The sequence below is a fragment of the Actinomadura geliboluensis genome (assembly GCF_043197915.1).
Lineage (GTDB): Bacteria > Actinomycetota > Actinomycetes > Streptosporangiales > Streptosporangiaceae > Spirillospora > Spirillospora geliboluensis.
In genome coordinates this window covers 164,182-177,819 of the sequence record NZ_JBICUA010000010.1, presented here as the reverse complement: position 1 = coordinate 177,819, position 13,638 = coordinate 164,182, and the positions used below count along the sequence as shown (strand labels likewise).

Sequence of the window (13,638 nt, the reverse complement as noted above, 5' to 3'; positions counted from 1 at the left end):
CACTGGCGGACATCAGGTGATTCCGAGCTCCTTGTCGATGAAGTCGAAGACCTCGTCGTCGGTGGCGGACTCGATCCGGGCGCCGACCGCGGCGGCCGGGTCGGCGCCGGTCAGCTTCAGCAGGAAGTCCTCGAGGCGGGCGGCGAGTTCGGCGCGGGCCTCGCGGGTGACGGCGGGCAGCAGCGGCTCCAGCCGGCTGATCTCGTCCAGGACGGGCTGGGCGCCGGCGGCCTCGCGCGGTGCGAGCCGTTCGTCCAGGTGGCCGGCCAGCGCCGCCGGGTCGGGGTAGTCGAAGCCCATCGTGGCGGGCAGCCGCAGACCGGTCGCCGCGGCCAGGCGGTTGCGGAGCTCCACCGCGGTCAGCGAGTCGAAGCCCATGTCCAGGAAGCCGCGCTCGGGATCGACGCGGTCCGGGGAGCCGTGCCCCAGGACCACGGCGGCCTCGCCGCGCACCAGCGCGAGCAGCTCCGCGCGGCGCTCCGCCGCGTCCAGCCCGGTCAGGCGCCGTTTCAGGCCACCGTCGCCGGTCGCCGCCGCGCGTCCCGCCGGTACGCGGACGAGTCCGCTCAGCAGCGGCGGCAGCAGACCGGCGGCGGCCTGCTCGCGCAGCCGCGCGCGGTCCAGCCGCAGCGGCACGGCCACGGCCTCGTCCAGTGCGAGCGCGGCGTCGAAGGCGGCGAGCCCGGCGGCGGTGTCCAGCGGGGCGAGGCCGGTCCGGGCGAGGCGTGCCCGGTCGGCGCCGCTCAGGTCGCGGGTCATGCCGGTGTCCTGCTCCCACAGCCCCCAGGCGAGCGAGAGGGCGGGGAGGCCGAGCGCCCGGCGGTGCGAGGCCAGCGCGTCGAGGTAGGCGTTGGCGGCGGCGTAGCCGCCCTGCCCGGCCGTGCCGAGCACCCCGGCGGACGAGGAGTACAGGACGAAGGCCGACAGGTCGCGGTCTTGGGTGAGCTCGTGCAGGTTCCAGGCGGCGTCCGCCTTGGCCCGCAGCACGCCGTCCACCTGACCGGGGCTGAGCGACATGGCGGTGCCGTCGTCGCGGACTCCGGCGGCGTGCACCACCGCCGTCAGGTCCGGCAGCCCGGCGAGCAGTGTGGCGAGCGCGTCCCGGTCGGCGGCGTCGCAGGCGGCGACCGTGACCTCGGCGCCCGCCGCGGCCAGCTCGTCGCACAGTTCGGCGGCGCCCGGTGCGGCCGGGCCGCGCCGGCCGGCCAGCACCAGCCGCCGGGTGCCGTGGCGCTCCACCAGGTGGCGGGCGAGGGCGCCGCCCAGCGTCCCGGTGCCGCCGGTGATGAGCACCGAGTCGAAGGAGGGGGCCGCGCCGCCTCCGTCCGGCGGCGCGGCCCGGACCAGTCGCGGCACCCGGACGGCACCGTCCCGCAGAGCCAGCTGCGGTTCGTCTCCGGCCAACGCGGCGGGCAGCGCCACAGCGGACGCGTCCGTCCCGTCGAGATCGACGACGGTGACCCGGCCCGGGTGCTCGCTCTGGACGGACCTGACCAGACCCCACACCGCAGCGGCGGACAGATCGGGCTCGCCAGCGCCCGCGACCGCGTCCCGCGTCACCAGAACCAGCCGGGAGCCGGTGAAGCGGTCGTCGCCGAGCCAGCCCTGGAGCAGCGCGAGCGCTTCCCGCACGGTCGCGTGCACCTCGCCGCCCGTGATCGGGACGAGGACGGCCGAGGGGACCGGGGCGCCCGCGTCCACGGCGGCACGCAGCTCGTCGAGGCCGGAGTGCGTCCGTCCCGCGAGGCCGCCGAGCCGCAGAGCCGCGCGGGCCGCGTCGCCGCCGACCACCGCCCACGCCCGGCCCGGTGCGGTGCCCCCCTGAATCGGGGCGGCGACCCAGTCGACCCGGTGGAGCACACCGCCCGCGTCCCCGGACGGACGCAGCCGCTCGGGGCTGATGGCCCGGATCACGAGGGACTCGACCGTGACGACCGGACGGCCGTCCGCGTCGGTCGCCTCCAGCGAGACCGAGTCGTCGCTTGTCTGCGTGAGGCGCACGCGGAGCGCGGTGGGCGCGGCCGAATGGCACGTCACGCCCGTCCAGGCGAACGGCAGCGGCACGCCATCGGCACCCTGGCTCGCCGCCGGGCGCAGGAACACCGTGTGCAGGGCGGCGTCCAGCAGTGCGGGGTGGAGGAGATGGCCGCCTGTGTCGAGGTCTGGGCCTAGTTCAACCTCGGCGTAGACGTCGTCGGCGTGGCGCCAGGCGGCGCGCAGACCTTGGAAGGCGGGACCGTAGCCGAGGCCCTGGTCGAGCAGCCTCTCGTAGAGGTCGTCCACGGCAACCGGCTCGGCCCCAGGCGGCGGCCACGCCTCGGTGTTCTGCGGCCCGTCCACAGCCGAGACCGGGGCCAGGGTGCCGGTGGCGTGCTGCTCCCACCCGGCGTCCTCGGCACCGGACGGCCGGGACCGGACGGTCAGCGCACGCCGGCCGTCCGCGCCCGACTGCGGCCCAGCGAGCATCTGCACCTGAACGCCGCCGCCCTCCGGGATGACCAGCGGCGTGTGCAGGGTCAGGTCGTCCACGCGCCCGCATCCGACGCGTGCCGCCACGTGCAGGGCCAGGTCGGCGAGCGCCGCCCCGGGCAGCAGCACCACGTCCAGCACCCGGTGGTCGGCCAGCCACGGGTGGTCGTCCTGCGAGAGCCGTCCGGTGAACAGCCGTCCGCCGTCCGGAAGCTCGGTCGCGGCCGCCAGCAGCGGATGGTCCTGCGGGTCGAGCCCGGCCGCGGTGACACCCGCCGCCGCGTCCGTCTCGGGCGGCGCGTCCAGCCAGTAGGGCCGGTGCTGGAAGGCGTAGGTGGGCAGCTCCGGCACCGGCTCGCCGTCCCGGCCGGCGAAGATCTGGTCCCAGTGCACCGGCAGGCCGTGCGCGTGGGCCTGGGCGAGCGAGGTCAGCAGGCGGGACGCCCCGCCGTCGTCGCGCCGCAGCGTGCCGAGCGCGGCGGCGCCGGGACCCGCGTCCTCGGCGGTCTCCTCGACCGGCCCGGTCAGCACCGGATGCGGGCTCGCCTCGACGAACAGGCCGTAGCCGTCCGCCAGCAGCAGCCGGACGGCCTCTTCGAACCGCACCGGCCGCCGCAGGTTCCGGTACCAGTAGGCGGCGTCGAGCTCGGCGGTGTCGATCCGGGCGGCGGTGACGGAGGAGTAGAACGGGACCTCCGGAGCCTGCGGCCGGACGTGCGCCAGCTCGGCGAGCAGCCGCTCCTCGACCGCCTCCACGTGGTGGCAGTGGGACGCGTAGTCCACCGGGATCGTCCGGGCCCGGACGCCCGCGCTCCGGCAGTCCGCGACCAGCCGCGCGACCGCGTCCGGGTCGCCCGCGACGACGGTGGCGGACGGGCCGTTGACCGCCGCGACCCGCACCTGCTCGTACGCGCCCGCGAGCATGTCGCGGACCCGCGCGGCGGGCAGCGGCACCGCCGCCATCGCCCCCGTCCCGGCGAGCGCGGTGATCGCCCGGCTGCGGATCGCCACCACGGCGGCGGCGTCCTCCAGGCCGAGCGCCCCGGCGACGTGGGCGGCGGCGATCTCGCCCTGGGAGTGGCCGAGCACCGCGTCCGGGCGGATGCCGCACGCCTCCCACACCCGGGCGAGGGAGACCATCACGGCGAACAGCGCGGGCTGCACGACATCGACCCGCTCCAGCGGGGGTGCGTCCGGCGCGCCGCGCAGCACGTCCTCCAGCGACCAGTCGACGTGCGGGGCCAGCGCTTCGGCGCAGGCGCGCATGTGCCGCCGGAACAGCGGCGAGGCGTCCAGCAGCTCGACCGCCATGCCCTCCCATTGCGAGCCCTGGCCGGGGAAGACGAACACGGTCCCGCCGGACGCGCCTGCGGCGGCCGTGCCCCGGACGAGCGCGGTCGCGGGCTCGTCCCGAATGAGCGAGTCCAGTGCGTCGCGCAGGACGTCCGGCGTGCTGCCGACGATCACGGCGCGGTGGTCGTGGTGGGTGCGCGCGGCGAGGGCCCGCCCGACCGCCACGGGGTCGGACGCCGCCGGGTCGGTCTCCGTGGTGATGAAGTCCAGGAGGCGGGCGGCCTGGTCGCGGAGCGCGTCCGGGCTCTTGCCGGAGAGCAGCCAGGGCGTGACGGCGTCCGCCAAGACGGCGGGGGTGTCGTCGCGGGTGGCCTCGGCGTCCGCCGGTGCGGGCGGCGGCGGTGGCGACTCCAGCACGACGTGGGCGTTCGTGCCGCTGACCCCGAACGACGAGACGCCCGCCCGGAGGGGACGGTCCGCCTCCGGCCACGGAACCGGCTCGGTGAGCAGCCGGACCGCGCCCGCCGCCCAGTCCACGTGCGAGGTCGGCCGGTCCACGTGCAGCGTCCGGGGCAGCACGCCCGCCCGCATCGCCATGACCATCTTGATCACTCCGGCGACGCCGGCGGCGGCCTGCGCGTGCCCGATGTTCGACTTGATCGACCCGAGCCACAGCGGACGGTCGTCCGGCCGGTCCTGCCCGTAGGCGGCGAGGAGGGCCTGGGCCTCGATCGGGTCGCCGAGCGTGGTCCCGGTCCCGTGCGCCTCCACCGCGTCGACCTCGTGCGGGGCCACCCCGGCGGCGGCGAGCGCGGCGCGGATCACCCGCTGCTGCGACGGCCCGTTCGGCGCGGTCAGCCCGTTGCTGGCGCCGTCCTGGTTGACCGCGCTGCCGCGCACCACGGCGAGGACGCGGTGCCCGTTGCGCCGCGCGTCCGACAGGCGCTCCACCAGCAGCATGCCGATCCCCTCGGAGAAGCCCGTGCCGTCGGCGGCGTCCGCGAACGGCTTGCACCGGCCGTCGGGCGCGAGGCCGCGCTGCCGGCTGAACTCGATGAACGTCATCGGCGTCGCCATGACGGTGACGCCGCCGGCGAGGGCCATGTCGCACTCGCCGTTCCGCAGCGCCTGCGCCGCGAGATGCAGGGCCACCAGCGAGGACGAGCAGGCCGTGTCGACCGTGACGGCCGGGCCCTCGAAGCCGAACGTGTAGGCGACCCGGCCGGACGCCACGCTGCCGTGGCTCCCGTTGCGCAGGTATCCCTCCAGCTCCTCGGGGGCCGTCCGGAGCCGCGCCCCGTAGTCGCCGTACATCACCCCGGCGAAGACCCCGGTGCGGCTGCCGCGCGCCGTGTCCGGATCGATCCCGGCGTGCTCGAACGCTTCCCAGCTGGTCTCCAGCAGGAGCCGCTGCTGCGGGTCCGTGGCCAGGGCCTCGCGCGGGCTCATCCCGAAGAAGTCGGCGTCGAACAGCTCGGCGCCGTCGAGGAACCCGCCGTGCCGGGTGGTGCTGGTGCCCGGCCGGTCCGGGTCCGGGTCGTAGAGCTCCTCGACGTTCCAGCCGCGGTGCTCGGGGAAGGCGCCGATGGCGTCCCGGTCCGCCGCGACGAGCCGCCACAGGTCCCGGGCCGAACGCACGCCCCCGGGGAAGCGGCACGCCATGCCGACGATCGCGATCGGCTCGTCGGCCGCCGCGGACGCGGCGGCCGTGGGGGCGCCGTCCTCCGGGCCGCCGGTCAGCTCCGCCCGCAGGCGCGAGGCCAGCGCGGTGGGGGTCGGATGGTCGAAGACCAGCGTCGCCGGGAGCCGCAGCCCCGTCGCCGCCGTCAGCCGGTTGCGCAGCTCGACCGCCGTCAGCGAGTCGATGCCCAGCTCCTTGAACGCGCGGTCGCCGTCGGCGCGCTCGCCGGGCGCGTGGCCGAGCACCGCCGCCGTGTGGGTGCGGACCAGGTCCAGCAGCGCGCGCTCCCGCTCTTCGGGGGAAAGCGCCGCCAGCCGCGCCGGCCAGTCCGCCGGGCCGGTCGCGCCCGTCGCGGTTCGGCGCGCGGGCGTGCGGACTAGGCCGCGCAGGACGGCAGGGACCCCGGCGCGGTCCCTGCCACGGAACGCATTGGCGTCGATCCGGGCCGGGACCGGCACGGCCGTGTCGGTCGTCAGCGCGGCGTCCAGCAGCGCCAGCCCCTGGTCGGTGGGCAGCGGCAGGACGCCGCCGCGCGCCATCCGCGCCAGGTCGGCGGCGTCGAGGTGGCCGGTCATGCCGCTCGCCTCGGCCCACAGGCCCCAGGCAAGCGACCGCGCCGGCAGGCCCTCGGCGCGGCGCTGCTCGGCGAGCGCGTCCAGGAACCGGTTCGCGGCGGCGTAGCCGGCCTGGCCCGGCGTGCCGACCGTCCCGGCCACGGACGAGAACAGGACGAAGCCAGCCAGATCCAGGTCGCGGGTCAGCTCGTGCAGGTGCCAGGCCGCGTCCGCCTTCGGACGCAGCACCGTGTCGAGCCGGTCCGGGGTGAGCGCGCCGACCACGCCGTCATCGAGCGTCCCGGCCGCGTGCACGACGGCGACGAGCGGACGGTCGGCGGGCACCGCGCCGAGGACGGCGGCGAGCGCGTCGCGGTCGGCCGCGTCGCAGGCGGCGAACGTCGCGGCGGCGCCGTGCGCGGCGAGTTCGGCCTCCAGCTCCCGCGCGCCGGGCGCGTCCGCGCCGCGCCTGCTGAGCAGCAGCAGGTGACGGACGCCGTGCTCGGCCGCCAGATGGCGCGCCACCAGCCCGCCGAGGGTGCCGCTCGCCCCGGTGATCAGGACGGTTCCGTCACCGAACCGGGGAAGCGGCCGGGTGCCCGGCGTCGTCCGGACGAGCCGTGGTGCTCGTGCACCGTCGGCGCGCAGGGCGAGCTCAGGTTCGCCGGTCGCCAGCGCCGCCGCCACGTTCTCGGCATCCTCGGCATCGAGCAGGACGAACCGGCCGGGGTTCTCCCGCTCGGCGGAGCGGACCAGCCCCCACACCACGGCGGCGGCGGGATCGGGTGCCTCGTCCGGAGACACGGCCACGGCCCGCCGGGTGCGCACCACCAGCCGCGCCTCGGCGAAGCGGTCGTCGGACAGCCATCGCTGCACCGCCTCAAGGGCGGCGTGAGCGGCCGACCGCGCCGCGTCCGGCGGGGAGGTCTCGGGTGCTGCGGTCGGGGGTGTGTAGAGGACGAACTCCGGGACGGCCGCGTCCGACGGGAGGACGTCCTCGAACAGGGCCACCGCGACGGCGCCGTCCTCGGAGGTCTCGACCGGCGTCCAGGCGATCTCGTACAGCGCGTCGGACGTGGCGGGGGCGATCTCGTCCAGCCGCACCTGGCGCGTGGTCAAGGCCCGCACCGTCGCGACCGGATTGCCCGAGGTGTCGCTGAGCAGCACCTCGACCGTGTCGCCCGACAAGGGAGACCAGCGGACCCGCACCGCCGCCACACCAGAACCGGAACCGTGCAGCCGGACTCCCGACCAGGAGAACGGCAGCGCGATCCGGCCCGGCCCGCCGGACCCCAGCGGCCCGCCGAGCGCGAGCGCGTGCAGCGCGGCGTCGAGCAGCGCGGGGTGGACGCCGAACCGGCCCGCCTCGGCGGTCTGCTCCTCCGCGAGGACCGCCTCGGCGTAAACGGTGTCGCCGACCTTCCAGGCGTTCTGGAGCCCCTGGAAGGCGGGACCGTACTCGTAGCCGTCCTCGGCCAGCCGCTCGTACAGGTCGGACACCGGGACCGGGGTCGCGCCCGGCGGCGGCCAGGCGGCGAGCCGATCCGGCTCCGCGTCCCCGGCCGGAGCCTCGACCGCGAGGACGCCGGTCGCGTGCCGCGTCCACGGCTCGTCGTCGTCCGCGCCGCCGCGTGCGTGGACCGCGACCGACCGCCGCCCCGCCTCCTCCGGACCCACGGTCACCTGGATCCGGACTTCGGCCCCGTCCGGCAGCGCCAGCGGCGCCTCCAGAGTCAGATCGTCGATCTGCGCGCACCCCGCCCGCTCCGCCGCGCACGACACCAGCTCGATCAGCGCGGCACCGGGCAGCAGCACGGTGCCCGCCACGGCGTGGTCGGCCAGCCACGGGTGCGCCGAGGTCGAGACCCGGCCGGTCAGCACCAGCCGTCCGTCATCGGCGAGGTCCAAGGCGGACGTCAGCAACGGATGGTCCAGACCGTCGTGCGAGCCACCGCCCGCCGATGCGTCCAGCCAGTAGCGGTTGCGCTGGAACGGGTAGGTCGGCAGCTCGCTCTTGACGCTCCCGGCGCGGGAAGCGCTGAAGGCAGGTGCCCAGTCCACCTCGACGCCGCGGACGTGCAGCTCCGCTAGGGACGTCAGCATCCGATCCATGCCGCCGTCGTCGCGCCGCAACGAACCGGCGACCACGGTGTCCGCGGTATCGCCGCCGAGCGCGTCCGCGATGCCGGTGGTCAGTACGGGATGCGGGCTGACCTCGACGAACACCCCGTGACCGGCGTCCCGCAGCGCCCGCACGGCGGGCTCGAACAGCACCGTCCGGCGCAGGTTGGCGTACCAGTACCCGGCGTCCAGGGTCGCGGTGTCGACCGGCTCACCGGTGACGGTCGAGTAGAACGCGACGCCGGTGGAGCGCGGTTCGATCCCGGCGAGCGCCTCCGCCAGCGCCTCCTCGATGGCCTCCACGTGGGCGGAGTGCGAGGCGTAGTCCACCGGAACCGTGCGGGCGCGCACCCCGCCGGCCTCGCAGTCGGCGACGAACGCGGCGACCGCGTCCGGGGCGCCGGAGACGACCGTGGCGGCCGGCCCGTTCACCGCGGCGATCTCCAGCCGCCCGGCCCGGCCCTCCAGCCGCCCGGCCCGCTCCTCCAGCCGCGCCGCGACCTCGGCGGCGGGCAGCGCGACCGAGGCCATGCCGCCCGTCCCGGCCAGCGCCGTGAGGACCCGGCTGCGCAGCGCCGCCACCGTCGCGGCGTCCTCCAGCGACAGCGCGCCCGCGACGCACGCCGCCGCGATCTCGCCCTGCGAGTGCCCGACGACGGCGTCCGGGCGGACGCCGAAGGACCGCCACAGCGCGGCGATCGAGACCATCATCGCGAACAGGGCCGGCTGGACGACGTCCACCCGGTCCAGGCCGGGCGCGCCCTCGGCCTCGTGCAGCACGTCCAGCAGCGACCAGTCCACGTGCGGGGACAGCGCGCGGTCGCAGTCCTCCATCCGGGCGCGGAAGACCGGCGAGGACGCCAGCAGCTCGCGGGCCATCCCCGCCCACTGGGCCCCCTGCCCGGGGAACACGAACACCGTCCGGCCGGGAGCGCCCGCGACGCCCCGGACGGCCCCGGCGCCCGCGTCGCCCGCCGCCAGCTCCGCCAGCCCGGCCGCCGCCGCGTCCCGGTCACCGGCGACGACCACGGCGCGGTGCTCGAACGACGCGCGGCCGAACGCCAGGGACCGGCCGAGGTCGTCGAGGTCGAGGTCCCGGCCCGGCTCGGCGACGAACGCGCGGAGCCGCTCGGCCTGCGCGCGCAGCGCGCCCTCGGAACGCGCCGAGACCGTCAGCGGCACCGGGCCGCCCCGCGTCCCGTCCTCCGGAGCGCCGCCCGCGGCCGCGTCCTCGGGGGCCTGCTCGACGATCAGGTGGGCGTTGGTGCCGCTGATCCCGAACGACGACACCCCGGCGCGGCGCGGCCTGTCGGCGTCCGGCCAGGGCGCGGCCTCGGTGAGCAGGGACACCGCGCCCGCCGACCAGTCCACGTGCGGGGTGGGCTCGTCCACGTGCAGGGTCTTCGGCAGGACGCCCTCCCGCAGCGCCATCACCATCTTGATGACCCCGCCCACGCCCGCGGCGGCCTGCGCGTGCCCGATGTTGGACTTGAGCGAACCGAGCCGCAGCGGACGGTCCGCGGGCCTGCCCCGCCCGTAGGCGGCGAGCAGCGCCTCCGCCTCGATCGGGTCGCCCAGCGCGGTGCCCGTCCCGTGCGCCTCGACCGCGTCCACCGCGTCCGGCGCGAGGCCCGCGTCGGCGAGCGCGGCGCGGATCACCCGGACCTGCGACGGTCCGTTCGGCGCGGTCAGCCCGTTGCTGGCGCCGTCCTGGTTGACGGCCGAACCGCGCAGCACGGCGAGGACGGGATGGCCGTTGCGGCGGGCGTCGCCGAGCCGCTCCAGGACCAGCATCCCCGCGCCCTCCGCCCACGCGGTGCCGTCGGCGGCGGCGGCGAACGCCTTGCACCGGCCGTCGCGGGCCAGTCCGCGCTGCCGGGAGAACTCCACGAACATCCCCGGCCCCGCCATGACCGCGACGCCCCCGGCGATCGCGAGCGAGCACTCGCCCTGCCGGAGCGACTGCCGCGCCAGGTGCAGCGCCACCAGGGACGACGAGCAGGCCGTGTCGACCGTGACGGCCGGCCCCTCCAGCCCGAGGGTGTAGGCGATCCGGCCGGACGCGACGCTCGCCGTCCCGCCCGTGAGCAGATGGCCGTCCAGGCCCGCCGGCGCCTGGTGCAGGGGCGGCCCGTAGTCCTGTGACATCGCGCCGACGTAGACGCCGACGGGCGTGCCGCGCAGCGCGCCGGGATCGATCCCGGCCCGCTCCAGCGCCTCCCACGAGGTCTCCAGCAGCAGCCGCTGCTGCGGGTCCATGGCGGTGGCCTCGCGCGGGCTGATGCCGAAGAAGGCCGGGTCGAACCGGTCGGCGTCGTGGAGGAACCCGCCCTCCCGGACGTAGGACCTGCCGTGCGCGTCCGGGTCGGGGTCGTACAGGCCGGGGAGGTCCCAGCCCCGTCCCGCCGGGAAGCCGCCGATCGCGTCGCCACCGTCCAGCACCAGCCGCCAGAGCTCCTCGGGGGAGCCGACCCCGCCGGGGAAGCGGCAGCCCATCCCGACGACGACGATCGGGTCGGAGTCGTCCGCCGCCGGCACGGCCGCGGTCGCGTCGCCGACCGGCTCGCCCGCCAGTTCGGCGCGCAGGTGCCGGGCCACGGCAGCGGGGGTGGGATGGTCGAAGAGGAGCGCGGCGGGGAGCCGGAGCCCGGTCGCGGCGCCGAGCCGGTTGCGGAGCTCCACCGACGACACCGAGTCGAAGCCGAGTTCCTTGAACGTCCGGGCGGCGTCCACGGCGCCGGGCGCGGAATGCCCGGTGATGACGGCGATGTTCGCGCGGACGAGGTCCAGCAGATCGTGCTCCGAGGCGGTCTCCTGAGCCGCCTCCACGACCACCGGACGGGCGGGAGCCTCTACCGGAGCAGCCGTCGTGGTCGCGGTCTCGTCCGGCCAGTACCGCTCGCGGTCGAAGGCGTAGGTGGGCAGGGCGACCCGGCGGACCTCCCGTCCGCCGAAGACCGAGGCCCACGCCACCGGGACACCGTGTACATGGAGCCGGGCCAGCGCCTCCAGCATCCGTTCCCATCCGCCGTCGTCGCGGCGCAGCGAACCGACGACCACGGGGGACGCGTCCGGCTCTGCTGAAGCGTCCTCCCATGTCTCCTGCACACCCGCGGTGAGCACGGGGTGCGGGCTCGCCTCGACGAAGACCCGGTGGCCGTCCTCGGCGAGGGCCCGCACCGCCCGGTCGAACAGCACCGGCCGGCGGAGGTTGGTGTACCAGTAGGCGGCGTCCAGTTGCGCGGTGTCGATCCGCCCACCGGTCACCGTGGAGTAGAAGGCCACCTCCGACTCCTGGGGCGTGATGCCCGCGAGCGCCGCCAGCAGGTCGTCCTGGACGGGCTCGACGTACGGGGAGTGCGACGCGTAGTCCACGGGCACCGTCCGCGCGCGGACGCCGTCGGCCTCGCAGGCCGCGACCAGCGCGGCGACCGCCTCGGCGTCGCCTGACACCACCGTGGAGCGCGGGCCGTTGGCCGCCGCGACCGCGAGGCCCGGCCCGAGGCCCGCGATGCGGGCTTCGGTCTCGGCCCGGGACAGCGCGACGGCCGCCATGCCGCCGCCGCGCGGCAGCGTGGCGAGCGCCCGGCTGCGCAGCGCCACCACCTTCGCGGCGTCCTCCAGCGACAGCGCGCCCGCGACGCACGCCGCCGCGATCTCGCCCTGCGAATGGCCGACCACCGCGTCCGGCGCCACGCCGAACGACCGCCACAGCCCCGCCAGCGCCACCATGACCGCGAAGAGCGCGGGCTGGACGACGTCCACCCGGTCCAGCGGCGGCGCGCCGGGGGCCTGCCGCAGGACGTCGATGAGCGACCAGCCGTCGGTGTGCGGGGCGAGCGCCTCGGCGCAGCGCTCCAGCTCCCCGGCGAAGACCTCGGAAGAGTCGAGCAGGCCGACCGCCATCCCGGCCCACTGCGAACCCTGGCCGGGGAACACGAACACGGTCTTGCCGGGGTCGGAGGCGGTGCCCTCGGTCAGGCCGGCGGCCGGGAGCCCGCGCGCGAGCGCGTCCAGGCCGTCCAGCAGGTCATCGCGACTCCGCCCGACCAGCACCGCGCGGTGCGCGAAGGACGTTCTGGTGGTGGCCAGCGACCATCCCACGTCGCCGAGCGCGGATGCCGACCCGCCGCCGACGTGCTCCCGCAGCCGCGTCGCCTGCGCCCGCAGCGACCTCCGGCTCGCCGCCGACAGCACCCACGGCGTCCACTCCGGCGGGACCGCCGCCGCAGGGCCGGTGTCCGCGACGGTGGACGTCTCCGCACTCGTCGCGCCGAGCAGGACGTGGCAGTTGGTGCCGCCCATGCCGAACGAACTGACCCCCGCGACCGGCGTCCCAGACGGCCAGTCCTCGGGCTCGACCTGGACGGACAAGTTGGCGGCATCGAGGTCGATCGCGGGGTTCGGCGAGGCGAAGTTCAGGCTGGGCGGCAGGAACCGGTGCCGCAGCGCGAGCGCCGCCTTGATCAGGCCGGCGATGCCCGCCGCCGCCTCCAGATGCCCGATGTTGGTCTTCACCGAGCCGACGCGCAGCGGATCGCCCGGCGCCCGGGCCGAGCCGAGCGCACGCCCGAGCGCCGCCGCCTCGATCGGGTCGCCGACGCGGGTGCCGGTGCCGTGCAGCTCCACGTACTGGACGTCGGCCGGGTCGACGTCCGCGTCCGCGCAGGCCCGGCGCACCACCTCGGCCTGGGCGTCGCGGCTCGGCACGGTCAGCCCCGGCCCGTCGCCGTCGTTGTTGACCGCGCTGCCGAGGACCGTGCAGTAGATCGCGTCGCCGTCCGCGAGGGCGCGGGCCAGCGGCTTGAGCACCACGATCCCGGCGCCCTCACCGCGCACGTAGCCGTCGGCGCGGGCGTCGAAGGTGCGGCACCGCCCCTCCGGGGACAGCCCGCCGAACAGCTCCGAACTCCTCGTGCTCTCGCGCAGCACCGCCAGGTTGACGCCCCCGGCGAGGGCGAGCGAGGACTCGCCGCGCCGCAGGCTCTGCACCGCAAGATGCACCGCGACCAGGGACGACGACTGCGCGGTGTCCACCGTCATGCTGGGCCCGCGCAGCCCGAACGCGTACGAGAGCCGGTTGGCGATGACACCCCGGTTCATGCCGGTCATGGAGTGCCGGTTCATCGCCGCGCCGCCGTCCCGGTACAGCAGCGCGGCGTAGTCGCCCCACGTCGCGCCGACGAAGACCCCGGTGGCGGTGCCCGCCAGCGCCGCCGGGACGATCCCGGCGTCCTCCAGGGCCTCCCAGCCGAGCTCCATCACGAGCCGCTGCTGCGGGTCCATCGTCGTCGCCTCGACGGGGGAGACGCCGAAGAAGCCGGCGTCGAAGCGGTCGATGTGCTCCAGGAAGGCCCCGTGGCCGCCCGGACCGTCCACCGGACGCCCGCCCCAGCGGTCCGCGGGCGCCCGCGAGACGGCGTCGCGGCCGTCGCGGAGCAGGCGCCAGAAAGCGGCCGGGTCGGGGGCGCCGGGGAACCGGCAGGCGATGCCTACGATCGCGTACGCGTCGTCCATGTC

General features: G+C 76.6%; 1 protein-coding gene. It reads right to left on the bottom strand.

Going from position 1 to position 13,638, the window contains the following annotated elements:
- Positions 1 to 12: 12 nt before the first annotated feature.
- The gene (locus ACGFI1_RS30065) at positions 13 to 13,635 is read right to left on the bottom strand and encodes a type I polyketide synthase (protein ID WP_392790112.1); all 13,623 of its coding nucleotides are present in this window, start codon (positions 13,633 to 13,635) and stop codon (positions 13 to 15) included.
- Between the last annotated feature and the right edge of the window lie 3 nt (positions 13,636 to 13,638).